Below are 16,700 nucleotides of genomic sequence, written 5' to 3'. Positions count from 1 at the left end.
CGTCCGTGAGCCGCACCGCAGGGGTCGTGCCCGCTCCTCCCCGTCCCCTCGGACTGGTCGATCTCCTCGTCGTGGTGACGGGTAAGGGTGGCGCAGCCATCGCGGAGCGACGCCGTAGGCGCCCTTGCGGCCGGCGCCGCGGCGTGGATGATCTCCGGCCGAGGGGTGACAAGCCACGATTGGCAGACAGCCATACTCCCCGACTCCCCAGGGCATCGGGCGCGACCGAGGAGCACAAGTGACTCAGCAGCCAGCGATGCAGTCGATCATGGCGTTAGCTGATCTGGCCACGCCGATGTCGATACGGGTAGCCGCGACGTTGGGCCTGGCGGAGTTGGCAGACGATGAGGGGGCAACGCCCGAGGAACTCGCGGACGCGACTGGCTCGTACCTACCTGCACTCGCTCGGCTGTTAGATCACCTGGTGACAGCTGGGGTATTCCAGCGCGACCGTGGAACCGGCCACTACCGGACCACGAGCCTCGGTGCCCAACTACGAGAGGACTCACCGGAAGGCTTCAAGATCCTGCTCGACATCAATACTGCTGGCGGACGCGGCGAACTGGCCTTCGTTGAGCTCCTCGACACCATCACCTCAGGCGCCTCCGGCTATGTCAACCGATACGGCCGCGAGTTCTGGGCCGACCTCGATGCTCATCCCCACCTACGACGCACGTTCGACTCCCAGATGAACTGGCGGTACCGGACGCAGGCACCGCAGATCGCCGAGCGCTTCGATTGGAGCCGCTTCCCCAAGGTTCTCGATGTGGGCGGCGGCGACGGCCTACTACTCGAGGAAATCCTTCGAGCACATCCCGACGTGCAAGGCACCGTGCTGGACCTCGGGCCGACCGTTGAAGCCGCCTCGAAGAGATTCACAACGACCGGACTCGAAGGCCGCGCCCACGCCGTCTCGGGCAGCTTTTTCGACCCGCTCCCCACCGACGCCGACGTCTACCTCCTCTCGGACATCGTCCACGACTGGGACGACGACCATGCCCGTCAGATCCTCACCCGCTGTAGAGATGCCGCCGACGGGAGCGACGCCGCAGTCGTGCTGATCGAGCCAGTACAAGGACATGGAGCCAGTACCGGGATCGACCTGTTCATGCTGCTGTGCTTCGGCGGCCGAGAGCGAAGCATCGACGACCTGAACCGACTCGCCGCCGACGTCGGCCTGAAGCCAGGCGGCGCTGTCTCAGTCGCCGACGGCCGTATCGCGCTGGAGTTCGCTGTCGAACCGGTCTGAGGATCAACCGCTGCGCTCCCGGGGGCCCGGGGCCGGGTAGCCGGCCACGGCGCCGCGAACGGGGTCACGGTCGGCAAGCACGTTCGCTTCCGATCTGCCGACGTCGAGCGCTGGCTAGATTCTCTGGACCGGCGGGCAGCCTGATGCCCGTCGACGACCTCTGTACCTCCGCGGGAAGGACCCGGCGACGGGGCAACGACGACCCTCGAAGCGCCACGGGCGCGGAGAGCGCCGGCGAGTTCGCTGGGTGGACCCGCAGACCGCGGAGCCCCGCACCGAGCTGTTCGAGCGCAAGGCCGATGCCGACCGGCACGACGTCAACATGCACGCCGGCATCTCCCGCGGCCAGTACATCGCCCGCGCGCCGGTCGGGTCACCATCGGCGAGTACACCGAGACCTGGCAGACGACGCAGCTCCACCGCGACTCGACCGCGGATCTGGTCGAACGAGCTCCTCGGCTGCACATCCTGCCGGTGCCCGGGCACTACGCAATGGCAGACGTGCAGCCCAGTCATCTGCGGGCGTGGGTCGAGGAGACCTCGACCCGTCCTCGCGCCGTCGACGGTGCACCTCGTGTTCAGCTACCTGCGGTCGTTGTTCGGGGCCGCGGTGTCCGACCGGGTCATCGCCACGTCGCCGTGCTCCGGGGCCCGGCTGCCGAAGATCGACAAACGCGATTACTTCATCCCCGGGCCGGAGAAGGTCCACGCCCTGGCCTCGTTGATCGCGGAGCGCTAACGCGCGGTCCCCTACGTCGCGGCGGGGTGCGGCCTGCGGGGCGGCGAGACCTTCGGCTTGGAGTTGGAGGACGTCGACCTCGACGCGGGAGAGATCCGCATCGTCCGTCAGATGAAACGGATGGTCAGTTTCCGGCCTACCTGGGCGAGCTGAGTCACGGTCGAGCCGCTACACGGTCGAGCTGCCGGACATCGTCGCTGGGGCACAGCTCGCCGATGATCACGCTGGACACCTGCGCGCACGAATGGCCGGACGCCCTGGACCGCATCCGGACGCTCGTCGACACCGCGCTCGGCGCGGGTCTGCGCTGACGATCCGAGTCAGGTGATCTTGTACCGGATTTGTACCCGTGGGGGACCTGCTCCGAGTAACCGCAGGTCAGCGGTCTGGATTCACGTACAGACTGCGCTTGGAGATGTACTGGACGACCCCGTCCGGCACGAGGTACCAGACCGGCCGCCCCGCGGCGACGCGCGTCCGGCAGTCACTGGACGAGATCGCCATCGCCGGCACCTCGACCGTCGTGACGGAACCCTCGGGCAGGTGCCCGTCGGCGAGTTCGTACCCGGGCCGGGTCACACCGACGAAGTGGGCGTAGCGGAACAGCTCGTCGACCTTGCGCCAGGACAGGATCTGCTGAAGCGCGTCGGCGCCGGTGATGAAGAACAGCTGCGCCTCGGGCATCGCCTCGTGCAGGTCGGCGAGGGTGTCCGCGGTGTAGGTCGGTCCCGTCCGGTCGATGTCGACCCGGCTGACCGAGAACCGCGGGTTCGACGCCGTCGCGACGACCGTCATCAGGTAGCGGTCCTCGGCGGGCGAGACGTCGCGCCCGGTCTTCTGCCAGGGCTCACCGGTCGGCACGAAGATCACTTCGTCGAGGGCGAACCGGTCGGCCACCTCGCTGGCCGCGACCAGGTGGCCGTGGTGGACGGGATCGAACGTCCCGCCCATCACGCCGATCTTGCGCTGCATCGCCGCAGACTATGCGTCTCCCCCGCCCCGCGGCATCCCCGGTGACCCGGGGTAGAGGTGCCGGAACTGGACGCTGATGCGCGGACCGGACGCGGCGACCTTCGGCACGCTGTGCTGCCAGGTCCGCTGGCAGCTGCCGCCCATCACCAGCAGGTCGCCCGAGGCGAGCGGGAACGACACCGACGCGCCGCCACCGGTCGGCCGCAGCCGGAGCGGCCGGGTCGCCCCGAGCGACACCAGCGCGACGACGGCTTCGGGCCGCTCCCGCGCGACCCGGTCCCCGTGCCAGGCGACGCCGTCGGTTCCGTCGCGGTAGAGGTTGACGCCGACCTGGGTGAAGTCCTCGCCGTACCGCTCCCCCAGCTCCGCCCCCATGTCGAGCAGACGGTCCGGCACACGGGGATCCGGCAGCAGCCAGCGGTGGGTCAGCCGCGGCTCCTCGACCATGCGGTCGTACATCCGGCGGCGGTGCCCGGTGAACGGGACGGTGCGACGCAGCCGGTCGAACAGCGGGTCGGGGTCGGGGACCCAGCCGGGTACGACGTCGACCCAGGCACCGTGCGCCAGCTCGTGCCGAAAGGCTACGGAGAGCCCGCCGCCGGTGGCGGCGAACAGCGATCCCTGCCAGCAGGCGTCCACCCGGCAGACGGTACCCCGGTTCGAACAGAAGTTCGACCCCGTCGGCGGAACTGTCGGTCCCCGCGGCTAGCGTCCGGCCCCGGAACGCACCCCGTGACCAGGAGGCCGAGATGACGAGCACGTTCACCGAACTCGCGATCGACTGCGCCGATCCCGGCCGGCTCGCCCGCTTCTGGTGCGCGGTCCTCGGCTACGACGTGCGGGACCAGGACGACGGGATCGTCACGATCGGGCCCCCACCACCGGCGGGAGGCGGTACGCACACCGGTCCGGTGCCCCCGGTGCTGACGTTCGCCCACGTCCCCGAGGCGAAGGCCGTCAAGAACCGGCTCCACATCGATCTCGACCCCGGCCCCGACCGGCAGGACGACGAGGTCGGCCGCCTGCTCGGCCTGGGCGCCCACCGCGCCGACGTCGGCCAGGGCGACCAGAGCTGGGTCGTCCTCACCGATCCCGAGGGGAACGAGTTCTGCGTGCTGTCGGGCCGGCACCCGTGAACCGGGACTCAGCCCTCGAGGATGCGCCAGGCGTGCGGGGCGAGCAGCAGCGGATCGTCGGGGGCCCCGCCCTCGGAGTCGGTGACCGTGGCGCCGCGGAGGCCGTCGGGGAACCGCTGCGGTCCGTCGTCGACAGACAGGAGCGTCACCAGGCTCTGCCCGGGGCCGGTGCTGCGCAGGGCGATCGCGGTGTCGGTCAGGTGCTCGACGGTCGTGTGCGCCCGTGTGAGCCACGGGTGCCGGCGGCGCAGCGCGATCAGTCGCTGGTGCAGCTCGAACACCGGGGCCCCGAAGGGGGCGAGGCCCGACGGGTCGTCGGGGAACGCCGGGCGGACGGCGTCGTCGCCGAACTCGCGCTCCTCCTTGACCCCGGTGAAGGCCTGCTCGTCGCCGGCGTAGACGCTCGGCACCCCGCCGAGCGTCATCAGCACCGCGATCGCGTGCCCGAGGTGGTCGGCCCGGTCCAGCGTGCTGGCCAGGCGGGTGACGTCGTGGTTCCCGACGAAGGTCAGCGGGGCGAACGTGTCCAGCATCGCCGAGTGCCTGCCCACGGCGTGCGCGAGCTCGTGGAGGTTGCGGTCGTTGAGCGCGCTCCAGACGGCCTTCCAGAGCTCGTACTGGGTGACGGTGTCCATCCCGGACCCGGCGACGACGGCCGCGTAGTCGCCGTGGATGACCTCCCCGGCGATCCACGCCTCGGGGTGCGCCTCCCTGACCTGCGGCAGCACCCGGCGCCAGAACGCGTCCGGCACCTGGTAGGCCGCGTCGAGCCGCCAGCCGTCGGCACCACGGTCGAGCCAGTGCGTCATGACGGCGACGACGTGGTCCGCGACGGCGGGCTCGTCGTGGTCGAACGCGACCAGCCGGTCGTGCCCCTCGAAGGTCACCGGGTGCTCGCCGTCCCAGCGGAACCAGCGGCGGGCGTCGGGGTCGCCCTGTTCGGCCCGCCGGAACGCGTCGAAGTCCCGTCCGACGTGGTTGAACACGCCGTCGAGCAGCAGCCGGATCCCGCGCGCCCGGCACGCCTCGACGAGCCGGTCGAAGTCCTGCTCGTCGCCCAGGCGGGAGTCGATCCGGAAGTGGTCGGTGGTGTCGTAGCCGTGGGTGCGCGAGGCGAACACAGGGCCGAGCGCGAGCCCGTTGCAGCCGAGTTCGAGCAGGTAGTCCAGCCAGGGCAGGATCCGGTCCAGCCGGTGCACGGCCGGGGCGTCCGCCGGGAGCGCGTCCCGCTCGGCCCCGGTGAAGCCGAGCGGCTGCAGCTGCCACCAGATCGCGTGGTCGGCCCACGTAGCGGTACGAGTCATCGCGGACATGCTGCCTCCTCGGCGGCGGCGCCGCAGACGGCCGGTGCCCGCGCGGGCACGCACCCCTGCGACGATCTCGATCATGAGTTCGCGTGCCGAGGGTGCCGTGCTGTCCTACCTCGGCCTGCGGCGCGCGGTCGGGATCATCGGCATCCTGCTGCCCTTCGTCCTGGTCGCCGGCGACCTGCTGCTCGGCGGGGACGGGCTGCGCGACTCGATCAGCCGTTACTACTACTCACCCATGCGCGACGTCTTCGTCGGCAGCCTCTGCGCCGTCGGGGTCTTCCTGTTCTGCTACCGCTACGAGCGGCCGGACAACCGGCTGGCCAACCTCACCGGGTCGGCGGCGATCGCCGTCGCGCTGCTCCCGACGCGCCCGGAGGACGGGGCGACGCCGGTCGGGACCGCCGTCGGGTGGCTGCACCTCGTCGCGGCAGGGGTGTTCTTCGCGGGACTGGCCTGGTTCTGCCTCGCGCTGTTCACCCGCGGCGAGGTCCGCAACCGGCGGCGGGCGGCACGCAACGTCGTCTACCGGACCTGCGGGTGGACGATCGTCGCGTGCCTGGCGCTGGCACTCCTGGACGCCGTGCTGGTGCCGGACGCGGTCGCGGAGCGCTTCCACACGCTGTTCTGGCTGGAGGCGCTCGCGATCCTGGCGTTCGGCGTCGCGTGGTTCGTGAAGGGCGACACGGTGCTGCGGGACCCGCCGTCGACGGACCCGGCGCCCGCGGTCTGACCGGCCCCGCACACACGGCGGGGCCGGTCCGGGACCCCCTCGCGCCCGGACCGGCCCGTCGTGACGACCGACGATCAGTTGATCGAGGAGTCCGGCGCCGCCGGGGCCTCCGGAGCCGGGATCATGTCCAGGATCGGGTCGAGCGGGGTCGCGGGGAGCTCGGGGAGCGGGCCCTTCGGCTTCTCCTTCTCCTCCTTGTGCTCCCACTTCTTGTGGTCGTGCTTGTGGTGCTTCTTGTGCTTGTGGTGATCGTCGCCCTTGTCCTTCGAGTGCTCCTTCTTCGGAGCCTCGTCGTAGCCGGTGGAACCGGCGAAGGCCATGCCCGGGGCCGCGACGGCCAGGGGCAGCAGGGTCGCGCCGACGAGCGCGCCGCGAACGGACTTCCGCATCTCACAACCTCCTCGTTGTTCGACAGACCGTCGCTTGCGGTCTTGTCGGGGTAACGAGGAACACATCGGCACGCAACGACCATTCACCCGATCGCGCTGACCAGCGGCTCTCACCAGCAGTGACCGGTCCGCTACGCCACGCAGGGGACCGGGTGGAACGGCGGAGCTACGTCAGGCTCCGGCGCGTGTGGCGGCGTCGCCCAGGATCGGGAGGTAGGAGTCGAGCACCCACGGGATCGAGAGCACCGACGGCGCCGAGCTGGCCACGACCCGGTCCGCTCCGACGACCGGGGCGAAGGCACCACGCGCCATCGCGGGAAGCAGCTCGACGCCCGGCGTCGCACGGAACGCCTGCACCTCCTCGGGCGACCCGAAGAACCCGATCAGCAGGTCCGCGTCGACGCCGGACAGCAGCTCGGTGCTGATCGTGTAGTAGACCTCGTCGCCGCCGGGGGCGTTCTGCTCGACGTACGGGGCGAGCTCCAGGCCCATGTCCGTCACCAGCTGGACCCGGACGTCGCCGGCCCGGAACACGCCGAGCGCGCCGCCATCCATCCCGCCGGTGTACAGGAACGTCTTCCCGGCGAGCTGCGGGAACCGTCCCGTCGCGCCGGTGAGCTGCGCCGTCGTGTCGTCGATCAGCTGCTGCGCCCGCGCCGGGTCACCGAACACCTGGCCGGCGATCCGGGTCTGGTCCTGCCAGCCGGTGGAGTACGCGGCGTCCGGGTAGGCGATCGTCGGCGCGATCGCGGAGAGCTGCTGGTACTCCTGCGGGGTCAGCCCGGAGTAGGTCGCCAGCACCAGGTCGGGCTGGACGGCCGCGATCTCCTCGAACGGGACGACCGCGAGATCGTCGGACCCGATGACCTGCGGGAACTCGGCTCCGCTCGTCCCGATCGCCTCGCGCACCCAGGGCAGGACGCCCTCCGCGTCGCCGCCGTAGACCGTCCGCGGGATCGCGACCGGCACGACCCCCATCGCCAGCGCGACGTCGGCGTTGGCCGCGCTGAGCGTGACGACCCGCCGCGGCCGGTCCGGGACCACCGTCTCGCCGAGCGCGTGCCGGACCGTCACCGGGAAGCCCTCGGCCGCCGGCGCGGCTCCCCCACCGGACGTCTGCTCGCCCCCGCCGCAGCCGGCGAGCAGGAACAGGCCGGCGGCGCCGGCGAGCACCCCACGGCGACTCACGGCACGGGCGGACGGCGGAACGACGACGGGCACGGGGAGCTCCCTCCACGGAACGACAGGGAAGGCGACCCTAACCTTCCTCCGGGCGCGGTACGTCCGATTCGTCTACGGTCGTGGCCGTGGACACAACCGCGGATGCCCGGAAGGACTGGCCCGTCCTGACCCCGGCGGGGCGCACGGCGCGATGGCTGCAGCGGCTCGTCCTGGTCGCGCTGACGATCGTCGGCCTGATCGGGATCGTGGTCGCGCCCCCGGGCCTCGGCCCCGGACGGACGGCGCTCGCCGGCGCCGGCCTGCTGGTGCTGGTGCTGGCCGTCGCCGTCGTGTGGCCGCTGGCGGGCTCCTGGCCCGGCCGGGTCGCGAACCCCTCCACCGTGTGGTCCAGCCGGTGGCGCGACCGCTGGGCCGCCCGGCGCGACCTGGTCGCCGGCCGCCCGCTCGACGACGACGCGCGCCGCCACGTCGCCGCCTCGGTCGCGACCTGGTCGGCGAACGTCCTCCAGCTCCCGGTGCTCTGCGGGATCATCGGCTACCAGCTGGTGCTGCAGGCGACCCGGCCGGACTCCGGGCGTTTCCTGGACGGCGTGGTGGTCGTGACGGTGCTCGTGGTCGGCGTGACGGTCGTCACGCTGCTCAGGGGGCTGTCGCTGCGGCGCGCCGCCCGCGCCGCCGGGGCGCTGCCCGAGGTCCGTTCCGGGCCCTGAGGGCCCGTTCGCCCGGTCCACTGCCGCCGCTCGGCGGCCCCGGAGCCGCACCCGGCGCGCCACGGCGCGTACCACGTCCGAGCCGTCCTGACCCGCGGGTAGCGTCGCCGGTATGCGTGCTCCGGACACCGGCGACCGGGCTCCCCACCCGTCCGGTCCCCGCTCCCCCGATCTCCCGGTCCACCCCGGTGCCGGGCCCGGGCCGTGGTCCCCGCCCGGCGCGACCGGGACTTCGGTGCCCGGTACACCCGGCCCCGGCGCTCCCGGGACGCCTGCGCCCGGCACCTCCGGCCCCGGCGCGGACCGCGCCCCGCACACGACCCCGGCCGGCCCCTGGCCGACCGTGCGCCCGCCGTCGACCCGCGCCGTCGTCGTGACCCGGGTGGCGGCCGTCGTCGCGCTCGTGTGGTTCGGCGCGGTCTACACCGTCGCCACCGACGTCCTGTCCCGTGCGCCGTACCTGCTCACGGGGGTCGTCGTCGGCGCGGTCCTGTGCGTGCTCGGCAGCACCCTGCTCTGGGTGTACGCGGCGCGCACGCCCGCGCGGGTCGCGCCCCGCCGCGGCCCGGAGATGGGGCTCGCCCGCGACCGGGCGGCGGCGCGCACGTTGCTGCGCTCCGGCGGCGACCCGGACGGCGAGCAGCGCCGCCTGATCGCCGTCGAGGTGCTGGCCGATGCGAAGCTCCCACTGGTCACCGGGGCGACGGCCGGGTTCCTCGGGCCGCTCGTCGTCGCCGTCGCGAACGCGAGCGGGCCGCTGCCGTGGCTGGGCCCGGTGACGGCTGGCCTGACCGTGCTGTTGCTGCTCGTCCTGGGCCTGCGGACCTGGTCGGCGTACGCGCTGCACCGCGCCGCGGACGGCAAGCACACCGTGCCGCGGTTCGAGGAGACCGGCGCGCCCTGGCGGCCCTGGCCCTGATCAGCCGAGCGCGCCGGCGACGAAGGCCAGCTCGGCCTCCATCCCGTCCTGGTCCCCGGTGTGCCGCGCCGTCGCGTGCCGGTGCCCGATCGCGGCGGCCAGCAGCCGGGCGGCCCCGCGGACGCGCTCCGGGTCCGCGGCGGCCGGGACGAGCACCTCGTGCACGGCGTCCTCCAGTTCGGTGGTGCGCCGCTGCAGCGCCTCGCGCACCGCGGGGTGGGTGTCGGCCTCGCGCCAGAGCAGGTGTGACAGCAGCGCCGACGACTCCAGCACCCGGTCCAGCTCCGTGACCAGCGCACGCAACCCGGCCGCCAGATCCCCCGGGACGAGCACGTCCCGGCCGCGTACGGGATGCGGTAGCCGGTCGACCAGGGCCTCGAGCAGGTCCGGCTTGCGGCGGAAGTAGTAGTGCACGAGCCCCTTCGGGACCCCGGCCCGCTCGGCGACCCGCGAGGTGGGCGTCGCGTCGAAGCCGTGCGCGGCGAACAGGTCCTCGGCGGCGTCGAGGATCCGCTCCCGGGCGGGGGCGTCCTCCGGGGTCGTTGTGGGCGGCACGCCCCGATCCTGCCCGGTACGCGACGGGGGCCGCGACCCGTCGGGTCGCGGCCCCCGTCCCGGAACGACGTCCGGTGCGTCGTGGCCGGTCAGTGGGCCACGATCCCGCGGTGCTCCGCCGTCGCCGCGGGGAGCGCCGACGCGGCCACCGCGACCGTCAGCACCCCGGCGACCCACGACGTCCAGGACGCCCCGGTCAGGGCGCTGTAGCCCATGGCCCACGGCGCCACGAACAGCAGGACGCCGAGCACGCCGTGCACCCATTCGCTCGTCACCGAGCCGGGCACGGCGAGCGACCAGAGCGACGTGGCGGCGAGCACCACGCCCAGCACGACCAGCGTCCATGCGGCGGCGACGTTCGTCGCCGTCACGAGGGGCGAGAGAGCCGTGAGCACACCGATCACCAGCGCTGCCCAGTCCTGCCAGCGCTGCCACGACCGCCGAGTGGTCCCTGCCATCGCGATACACCTTCTTCTCTGCGAGTCCCTGTGGGGATACCTCCGGTTTACGCTTGATTGGCCGGCCGGTCAAGACCATCTCCTCATGGGCCGCCCGTGTCCGGACCATCCCCGCCGAGATGCAGATCAGCGCGCTCCGGGGCCTCCGGAGGAACGCTGGACTGCATCTCGACGAGGGCGCGGGGCGGCGCCGGGGCGGCGGTGCGGGTCAGGCGCTCCCGCCTGGGGCGACCGGGCCGATGTAGGTGCCGGGACGCGTGGCACCGTCCTGCCGGGACACCCCGCCGCCCGGCCACGGCAGCGTCTTCGACGCCCGCTCGTCCGGCGGGGTGACGACGAGCTGTGCCGGCTTCCAGTCACCCGGCAGCCAGGTGATCACGGTGTGCGCGGCGCCGCCCGGAGCCAGCCGGACCGTGGACGCCTGCTTCTCCGCGCGTGGCAGCGAGTAGCTGGATCCGTGCTTCGGGTCGTCCGGCCCGCGCAGGTCGACGCCGCCGAACCCGGTCATCGTGCACGGCTCGCCCGAGGTGTTGGTCCAGACGATCGTGGTGTGCCGCTGTCCGGCCTCGCCGGTCGTGCGGCCGACGCTCGCACCGAGGTCGGCGCCGGTGCAGCGGCCGGCGGCACCGTTCCCGCCGCCGTTCCCCCCGCCGTTCCCTCCGCCACCGTCCCCGCCGCCGTCGTTCCCGCCGTCCTCGTCGCCGGTCGCCGGTGAGGTGGGGGGTGCCGACTCCGTGGCCGGTGACGTCGGGGCGGGGGTCGGCGTGGCCGGGGCCTCGGACACCGGGCCGGCGGCCGTCGGCCACGACTCCCCGCCGCAGCCGGCGAGCAGGAGACCGGCCGCGAGGAGACCGGCCGCGAGCGGAGCGCGCATGATCCTCATGCGGACACCCTCTCGCCGGGAAACGTTGCACCGCAGCACCGGCCGACATGGATCACACGACCGGGCATGCTCCGCTCAGACCGGCAGGAGGCCTTCCACGACGTCGGCGAGCTGCGCCGCCGTCCGGCACTCGTGCATCGGCAGCACCTCGCCGTAGCGGCGGGCGTCGGAGTCGCCGGTACCCCACATGCGCTGCGGTTCCGGGTTGAGCCAGTGCGCGTGCCGGGCCCGGTCGGCCAGGAGCCCGAGCGCCCGCAGGTTCGGGTCCCGGTAGTTGGTGCGGCCGTCGCCGAGCACCAGCAGCGACGTCTTCGAGGTGACGGCGTCGGCGTACTGCTCGAGGAAGTCGCCGAACGCGCTGCCGTAGTCGGAGTGCCCGTCGAACGCCGTCAGCCGGGCCTCGCGCAGCACCCGCTGCATCACCCCGGACAGCTCCGCGCCCGGGGTGAACAGGTGCGTCACCTCGTCGGTGCGCTCGACGAAGGCGAACACCCGCACCTTGGAGAACTGCTCGCGCAGCGCCTGGACCAGCAGCAACGTGAAGTGGCTGAAGCCGGCGACCGACCCGGAGACGTCGCAGAGGATCACGAGCTCGGGGCGCCCCGGGCGCCGGGTCCGGTAGGCCGGCTCCATCGGCACACCGCCGGTGGACAGCGAGCGGCGCAGCGTCCGGCGCAGGTCCAGCCGCCCGCGGTGCGCGCGGCGGCGCTTCGCCGACAACCGTGAGGCCAGCCGCCGCGCGAGGGGCTGCACGGTCCGGCGCAGCTCCGCGAGCTGGACGGCGTTCGCGGTCAGGAAGTCCACGCGGTCCGGCTGCGACGGCGTCGTGGACCGGGAGACCTGCTCGCGGCCCCGCTGCTCGGCGGTGCGGCGGCGGACCTCGTCGCGGACCATGTCCCGGAACCGGGCGATCCGGTCGCGGATCTCGCGGCGGCGGACCTCGGAGACGAAGTCGGTGTCGCCCTCCTGCGCCAGCCCGTCGAGGATCCGGGCCAGCAGCGTGTCCGGGGACAGCGCGTTCAGCGCCTGGTAGGCGGACCAGTTGGGTTGCGCGGCCTGCCCGCGCACGCCCTGCCCGGCGGCGCCGGCGTTGCCGATCGCGTCGACCGCGGCCCGCGCCAGCTCGCGCAGGGTCTCGGTGTCGCCGTCGCGCAGGAGGTCGGCGAGGACGTCGCGGAGCGCGTCGACGTCGACCGGGCCCTCGCCGGTGCCGTGCTCGCCGTCGTCGACCCGGGGGACGTCCACCTCGGACGCACCGGCACCCAGCGCCGGCGGGAACCAGAGGTCGAACAGGGCGTCGAAGGTGGCCCGCTGCCCGGAGCGGCGCAGCAGCGCCGCGGCCAGACCCTCCCGCAGCTCGTCGCGCCGCAGCAGGTCCAGCACCCCGACGACGCGGGCGGCGTCGACCGTCTCCCCCGGCCCGACGGCGACGTGGTGACGCCGCAGCGCGGCCACGAAGTCGACCAGGTGTCCCGGTAGACCGTGCTCCGGGACGGCGGACGCGGGCAGGGTGCTCACCGGCCCATCATGCGTGACGCACCCGGTTTGTGCGACGTCCCGGCCGTGCCGCCGAGCTGCGGCCGGGACGTCGCCGATCACCGCGGTCCCACACCGCGGAGGTCTTCTCAGCCGCCCAGGTCGACCGGCACGACGTTCGGGTCGAACGGCTTCTCCCCCGCCACGAGCCGCAGCGACCCGCCGAACCCGCCGGGCCCGTCGGCGTAATCGATCGCCGAGCGCAGGTCCGAGACACCGTTGGTGCCGGGCGCGGGTGCCAGGTTCAGCGTGGACAGCACGCCGAGCGCGGCGCCGTCGGCGGACAGGTAGCCCGATCCGGAGTCGCCCGGGATGCCGGGCAGCACGGTGGTGACGGTGTGCGAGCGGCCGCCGCCGGTGGTGCCGAGCGAGGTCCCGGTCTTCGGCCGCAGCGCCGCGACGCCCTGGCGGAGCTCGGAGTTCCCGTAGCCGAAGACGATCTCACCGGCGCGGGTGCCGTCGGTGTCGACTCCGGTCGGTCCGCCGTAGAACGGCATCGTCGGGTTGGTCCGTGCGACGTCGGCCGGGTCGATGCGGACGAGCGCGAAGTCGTTGAAGCGGCAGGTGTCCGGATCGGCCCCGCCGGCCTCCTGCATGCTCAGCCACGACGAGTACGCGAGGGCCCCCGGGCGCTCCGCGCCCTCGATCTCCACCGGCGTACCGAGCGGGAGCGACTCCGCGGTGCAGCCGTCGACCTCGGTCGAGCCACCGGTGCCCGCGCAGTGTGCGGCCTGCCCGAGGTAGACCTCGGCGCCGTCGGTGAACACGAAGTTCGCCGTGCACTGGGCGCCCTCGGGGCCGGTGCGGGTCATGACCCCGGGGGTCACCGTGGCGTCGTCGGGGCCGGCGAAGCCCGGGCCGTCCTGGGCGGCGGCCGTCCCGGCCGCGGCGAGGGCGAGCGCGACGACGGCGGCGCCGGCGAGGCCGGCCCGGGCGAGCCGGCGCCGGACGGACGACTGCGGGGTGGGGCGAAGGTTCTCCGGGACGGCGGTCATCGGCGTCGGGCCTCCGGGGTGCGCTGGGGAGCGGTCACCGGGCTCAACTCGCCACGAGCGCCGCGGTTACGGCAGGTGCCGACAGCGGCCCGATCTTCACTCCATCGGGGTGCCCGGCGATACCGCCGGACGGCCCCGTGTCACCCGCCGTTCAGTTGAGCCGGAGCTCGGCGGCCGCCTTCTCGGCATCCGAGCGATGCTTGAGGACGACGCCGAGGGTGGCGCGGACGGCGTCGTCGTCGAGGGTGTCCAGGCCGAGCGCGAGCAGCGTGCGGCCCCAGTCGATCGTCTCGGCGACGCTGGGCACCTTGCGCAGCTCCATCGCCCGCAGCACACGGACGGTCCGGACCAGCGCGTCGGTGAGCTGCTCGGTGAGCTTGGGGACGCGGACGCCGACGATCCGCCGTTCCATCTCGGCGTCCGGAAAATCCAGGTGCAGGAACAGGCACCGCCGCTTGAGCGCCTCGGACAGCTCGCGGGTCGAGTTCGACGTCAGCAGCGAGAACGGGCGCCGGGCCGCGGTGACGGTGCCCAGCTCGGGGATCGAGACCTGGAAGTCCGACAGGACCTCGAGCAGCAGACCCTCCACCTCGACGTCGGCCTTGTCGATCTCGTCGATCAGCAGGACGGTCGGGTCGGTGCGGCGGATCGCGGTGAGCAGCGGGCGCGGGAGCAGGAACTCCTCGGAGAAGACGTCGTCGCGGGTCGCGTCCCAGTCCTCGGAGTCCCGGCCCGCGGTGATCCGCAGCAGCTGCTTGGCGTGGTTCCACTCGTAGAGCGCGCGGGCCTCGTCGATGCCCTCGTAGCACTGCAACCGCACCAGACCGGAGCCGGTGGCCTGGGCGACGGCCTTCGCCAGCTCGGTCTTGCCGACGCCGGCGGGCCCCTCCACCAGCAGCGGCTTCCCGAGCCGGTCGGCGAGGAACACCGTGGTCGCCACGGCGGTGGACGCGAGGTACCCGGTCTCACCGAGCCGGTCGGTGACGTCGGCGACGGAGCCGAACACGGGCTGGTGGGCTGTGCTCACGGCGGTCATCCTGCACTGCACCACGGGCCGGTGCCGCACACCCCCGCCCTGCGGGTGAGCCGGATCACCCGCGGGACGGGAGCGCCGCTCAGCGCCCCCGGCGGGCGAACACCCAGGTCGCGGCGACGAGCGACACCCCGGCGATGCCCGCACACCAGGCGAGGGCGAGCGCCGCCGTCGCACCGAGTGCGACGACCGGCGTCCCGTCCGACCCGAGCCCGACCAGCAGCCCCCGGACCGACTCGATCACCGGGGTGACCGGCTGGGCCTCGGCGAAGCCGCGCAGCCAGCCCGGCATCGAACCGGGCGGGACGAACGCGCTGGACACGTACGGCAGGAACAGCATGACGAAGCCCAGCCCACCGGCCGACGCGGGTGTGCGCGCGACGACGCCGACGAACGTCGCCACGCAGGTGATCGCCAGCACGTAGGAGGTGACGACGCCGAGCGCGCCCAGCCACTCGAGCGGGCCCGCGCCGGGACGGAAGCCGATGGCCGCGGCGACGGCCAGCACGATCGCCGTCGTCAGGAGGTTCTTGAGCACGCTCGCCACCACGTGCCCGGCGAGCACCGCCGCACCGGGGACCGGCATGGACCGGAACCGGTCCATGATCCCCGTCCCGGTGTCCTGCACCAGCGCGATCGCGGTGTTCGAGGCCCCGTAGCCGGCGCACAGCAGGATCACGCCCGGCGTGGCGTAGGTGATGTAGTCGGTGCCGGTCTCGATCGCCCCGCCGAACACGAAGACGAACATCAGCATGATCATCGTCGGGAGCAGGAGCGAGACGAGCAGCTCGTCCGGGTCGCGGCGGGCCAGCCGCAGTGCGCGGCCGGTCATCGTCGCGGTGTCCGGGACGGCCCGGAGCCACCGGGCAGGTGCTGCCGGGGCCGTCATGCCGCCACCCCCGCCGGCTCGGCGGCGTCCGCGTGCCGGGTGGAGTGCCCGGTGAGCGCGAGGAACGCGTCGTCGAGGCTGGGCGCGCGCACCGCCCAGTGCTCCGGCGGCGGACCGGCCGCCTCGACGATCGTGAGCAGGTCGCGGACGTGCCGGACCGAACCGTCGGTGGGCACCCGGAGGACCGGACCGGTGGGCACGAGGCCGCCGATCGCGCCGGCGACCCGGGCCGCGTCGGTGGCGGAGGCGAAGGCCAGCTCGACGGCGGCGTCCCCGACCGCCCGCTTGAGCTGGGCGGGCGTGCCCTCCGCGACCACCCGGCCGCCGTCGATCATGGCGACCCGGTCGGCGAGCTCGTCGGCCTCCTCCAGGTACTGGGTCGTGAGCAGCAGGCTGGTGCCGTCGGCGACGACGCGGGTGATGACCTCCCACATCCCGCGCCTGCTGCGCGGGTCCAGCCCGCTCGTCGGCTCGTCGAGGAACAGCACCGTCGGGCGCAGCACCAGGCCGGCGGCGAGATCGAGCCGGCGGCGCATCCCGCCGGAGTAGGTCCGCAACTGCCGCCCGGCCGCGTCCGCCAGGCCGAACGCCTCGAGGAGCTCGTCGACCCGGGTCCGGACCGCCCGGCGCGGCAGGTGGGCGAGCCGGGCCATCGTCGTCAGGTTCTCGCGGCCGGTGAGCTTCTCGTCGACGGCGGCGTACTGGCCGGTGAGACCGATGACCTCGCGGACCCGGCGCGCGCCGGTCACGACGTCGTGTCCCGCCACGGTGGCGGTACCGCCGTCCGGCCTGGTCAGGGTGCTCAGCACCCGCACGGTGGTGGTCTTGCCCGCGCCGTTCGGACCGAGCAGCGCGAGCACCTCCCCCGCGTCCAGCCGGAGGTCCACGCCGTCCAGCACCCGCACCGGACGGCGCCTCCCTCCGAAGCTCTTGCGCAGGCCGACCGCCCGCACCACGGGTTCCGCCACGACCACTCCCCTCATCTGCTTACAGTACAAACTGTTTATAGCATCAA

Annotated in this window: 19 protein-coding genes; 6 read left to right on the top strand and 13 right to left on the bottom strand. The window is 73.4% G+C overall.

Annotated features, from left to right (window positions below; genetic code table 11):
* Positions 1–238 precede the first annotated feature (238 nt).
* Positions 239–1,249 carry an acetylserotonin O-methyltransferase gene (locus PP1_RS25610; protein WP_249266022.1) on the top strand — a complete coding sequence of 337 codons (1,011 nt, stop codon included), beginning with the start codon at positions 239–241 and terminating at the stop codon, positions 1,247–1,249.
* Between the two features lie 574 nt (positions 1,250–1,823).
* Positions 1,824–1,988, top strand: a complete 165-nt coding sequence (locus PP1_RS25605) for a hypothetical protein (RefSeq protein ID WP_249266023.1) — start codon at positions 1,824–1,826, stop codon at positions 1,986–1,988.
* Between the two features lie 378 nt (positions 1,989–2,366).
* Here the strand turns inward: PP1_RS25605 and nadD are convergent, their stop codons facing one another.
* Together nadD and PP1_RS25595 are read right to left on the bottom strand one after the other, a co-directional pair.
* The gene (gene nadD, locus PP1_RS25600; RefSeq protein ID WP_010226823.1) at positions 2,367–2,960 is read right to left on the bottom strand and encodes a nicotinate-nucleotide adenylyltransferase; all 594 of its coding nucleotides are present in this window, start codon (positions 2,958–2,960) and stop codon (positions 2,367–2,369) included.
* Positions 2,961–2,969: 9 nt separating this feature from the next.
* Positions 2,970–3,599: an alpha-ketoglutarate-dependent dioxygenase AlkB gene (locus PP1_RS25595; protein ID WP_010226821.1), complete on the bottom strand. Its 630-nt coding sequence runs from the start codon at positions 3,597–3,599 to the stop codon at positions 2,970–2,972.
* A gap of 110 nt (positions 3,600–3,709) precedes the next feature.
* On the opposite strand from PP1_RS25595, the gene PP1_RS25590 reads away from it, so the two are divergent.
* Positions 3,710–4,096 (top strand): VOC family protein, encoded by a 387-nt coding sequence (locus PP1_RS25590; protein ID WP_010226820.1) that lies wholly within the window; start codon positions 3,710–3,712, stop codon positions 4,094–4,096.
* Between the two features lie 8 nt (positions 4,097–4,104).
* Here PP1_RS25590 and PP1_RS25585 read toward each other — a convergent pair whose 3' ends face one another.
* Positions 4,105–5,409, bottom strand: a complete 1,305-nt coding sequence (locus tag PP1_RS25585) for an alpha-amylase family glycosyl hydrolase (protein ID WP_249266024.1) — start codon at positions 5,407–5,409, stop codon at positions 4,105–4,107.
* Positions 5,410–5,482: 73 nt separating this feature from the next.
* On the opposite strand from PP1_RS25585, the gene PP1_RS25580 reads away from it, so the two are divergent.
* On the top strand, positions 5,483–6,136 hold the full coding sequence (locus tag PP1_RS25580) for a hypothetical protein (protein ID WP_010226816.1): 654 nt from the start codon (positions 5,483–5,485) through the stop codon (positions 6,134–6,136).
* A 74-nt stretch (positions 6,137–6,210) separates the two neighbouring features.
* Here PP1_RS25580 and PP1_RS25575 read toward each other — a convergent pair whose 3' ends face one another.
* Positions 6,211–6,525 carry a hypothetical protein gene (locus PP1_RS25575; protein ID WP_010226814.1) on the bottom strand — a complete coding sequence of 105 codons (315 nt, stop codon included), beginning with the start codon at positions 6,523–6,525 and terminating at the stop codon, positions 6,211–6,213.
* A gap of 171 nt (positions 6,526–6,696) precedes the next feature.
* Positions 6,697–7,746 carry an ABC transporter substrate-binding protein gene (locus PP1_RS25570; protein WP_075314536.1) on the bottom strand — a complete coding sequence of 350 codons (1,050 nt, stop codon included), beginning with the start codon at positions 7,744–7,746 and terminating at the stop codon, positions 6,697–6,699.
* An 86-nt stretch (positions 7,747–7,832) separates the two neighbouring features.
* On the opposite strand from PP1_RS25570, the gene PP1_RS25565 reads away from it, so the two are divergent.
* Both PP1_RS25565 and PP1_RS25560 read left to right on the top strand, forming a co-directional pair.
* Complete coding sequence (locus tag PP1_RS25565; protein WP_075314538.1) at positions 7,833–8,417, top strand: hypothetical protein; 585 nt, start codon at positions 7,833–7,835, stop codon at positions 8,415–8,417.
* Positions 8,418–8,529: 112 nt separating this feature from the next.
* The gene (locus tag PP1_RS25560; RefSeq protein ID WP_139323915.1) at positions 8,530–9,336 is read left to right on the top strand and encodes a hypothetical protein; all 807 of its coding nucleotides are present in this window, start codon (positions 8,530–8,532) and stop codon (positions 9,334–9,336) included.
* Here PP1_RS25560 and PP1_RS25555 read toward each other — a convergent pair whose 3' ends face one another.
* The 8 genes from PP1_RS25555 to PP1_RS25520 form a co-directional block, all read right to left on the bottom strand.
* A complete protein-coding gene (locus PP1_RS25555; RefSeq protein ID WP_010227494.1) occupies positions 9,337–9,891 on the bottom strand; it encodes a TetR/AcrR family transcriptional regulator in 555 nt (184 codons plus the stop codon).
* An 89-nt stretch (positions 9,892–9,980) separates the two neighbouring features.
* Positions 9,981–10,349, bottom strand: a complete 369-nt coding sequence (locus PP1_RS25550) for an SPW repeat domain-containing protein (RefSeq protein ID WP_029239382.1) — start codon at positions 10,347–10,349, stop codon at positions 9,981–9,983.
* 208 nt (positions 10,350–10,557) lie between these two features.
* Positions 10,558–11,232 carry a DUF4232 domain-containing protein gene (locus PP1_RS25545; RefSeq protein ID WP_249266025.1) on the bottom strand — a complete coding sequence of 225 codons (675 nt, stop codon included), beginning with the start codon at positions 11,230–11,232 and terminating at the stop codon, positions 10,558–10,560.
* 75 nt (positions 11,233–11,307) lie between these two features.
* Positions 11,308–12,750 carry a vWA domain-containing protein gene (locus PP1_RS25540; RefSeq protein WP_010227488.1) on the bottom strand — a complete coding sequence of 481 codons (1,443 nt, stop codon included), beginning with the start codon at positions 12,748–12,750 and terminating at the stop codon, positions 11,308–11,310.
* A 107-nt stretch (positions 12,751–12,857) separates the two neighbouring features.
* Positions 12,858–13,763, bottom strand: coding sequence for a serine protease (locus PP1_RS25535; RefSeq protein ID WP_075314542.1), 906 nt, complete (start codon positions 13,761–13,763; stop codon positions 12,858–12,860).
* 151 nt (positions 13,764–13,914) lie between these two features.
* Positions 13,915–14,799 carry an AAA family ATPase gene (locus PP1_RS25530; RefSeq protein WP_029239879.1) on the bottom strand — a complete coding sequence of 295 codons (885 nt, stop codon included), beginning with the start codon at positions 14,797–14,799 and terminating at the stop codon, positions 13,915–13,917.
* Positions 14,800–14,878: 79 nt separating this feature from the next.
* A complete protein-coding gene (locus tag PP1_RS25525) occupies positions 14,879–15,685 on the bottom strand; it encodes an ABC transporter permease (protein ID WP_010240140.1) in 807 nt (268 codons plus the stop codon).
* Positions 15,682–16,668: an ATP-binding cassette domain-containing protein gene (locus PP1_RS25520; RefSeq protein WP_033200391.1), complete on the bottom strand. Its 987-nt coding sequence runs from the start codon at positions 16,666–16,668 to the stop codon at positions 15,682–15,684. The genes PP1_RS25525 and PP1_RS25520 overlap by 4 nt, the downstream gene beginning before the upstream one ends.
* Between the last annotated feature and the right edge of the window lie 32 nt (positions 16,669–16,700).

This window comes from Pseudonocardia sp. P1, from assembly GCF_000178675.2.
Classification (GTDB): Bacteria; Actinomycetota; Actinomycetes; order Mycobacteriales; family Pseudonocardiaceae; genus Pseudonocardia.
Note: the sequence above shows the minus strand (reverse complement) of the source record. Positions and strands in the feature narration are given on the sequence as shown.

Excerpts from the sequence above, each read along its gene's own strand:
- PP1_RS25550 (WP_029239382.1), bottom strand. The coding sequence starts at position 10,349 with ATGGCAGGGACCACTCGGCGGTCGTGGCAGCGCTGGCAGGACTGGGCA.
- PP1_RS25560 (WP_139323915.1), top strand. The coding sequence starts at position 8,530 with ATGCGTGCTCCGGACACCGGCGACCGGGCTCCCCACCCGTCCGGTCCC.
- PP1_RS25590 (WP_010226820.1), top strand. The coding sequence starts at position 3,710 with ATGACGAGCACGTTCACCGAACTCGCGATCGACTGCGCCGATCCCGGC.
- PP1_RS25585 (WP_249266024.1), bottom strand. The coding sequence starts at position 5,409 with ATGTCCGCGATGACTCGTACCGCTACGTGGGCCGACCACGCGATCTGG.
- PP1_RS25525 (WP_010240140.1), bottom strand. The coding sequence starts at position 15,685 with ATGACGGCCCCGGCAGCACCTGCCCGGTGGCTCCGGGCCGTCCCGGAC.
- PP1_RS25575 (WP_010226814.1), bottom strand. The coding sequence starts at position 6,525 with ATGCGGAAGTCCGTTCGCGGCGCGCTCGTCGGCGCGACCCTGCTGCCC.
- nadD (WP_010226823.1), bottom strand. The coding sequence starts at position 2,960 with ATGCAGCGCAAGATCGGCGTGATGGGCGGGACGTTCGATCCCGTCCAC.
- PP1_RS25530 (WP_029239879.1), bottom strand. The coding sequence starts at position 14,799 with ATGACCGCCGTGAGCACAGCCCACCAGCCCGTGTTCGGCTCCGTCGCC.
- PP1_RS25535 (WP_075314542.1), bottom strand. The coding sequence starts at position 13,763 with ATGACCGCCGTCCCGGAGAACCTTCGCCCCACCCCGCAGTCGTCCGTC.
- PP1_RS25580 (WP_010226816.1), top strand. The coding sequence starts at position 5,483 with ATGAGTTCGCGTGCCGAGGGTGCCGTGCTGTCCTACCTCGGCCTGCGG.
- PP1_RS25545 (WP_249266025.1), bottom strand. The coding sequence starts at position 11,232 with ATGAGGATCATGCGCGCTCCGCTCGCGGCCGGTCTCCTCGCGGCCGGT.
- PP1_RS25520 (WP_033200391.1), bottom strand. The coding sequence starts at position 16,668 with ATGAGGGGAGTGGTCGTGGCGGAACCCGTGGTGCGGGCGGTCGGCCTG.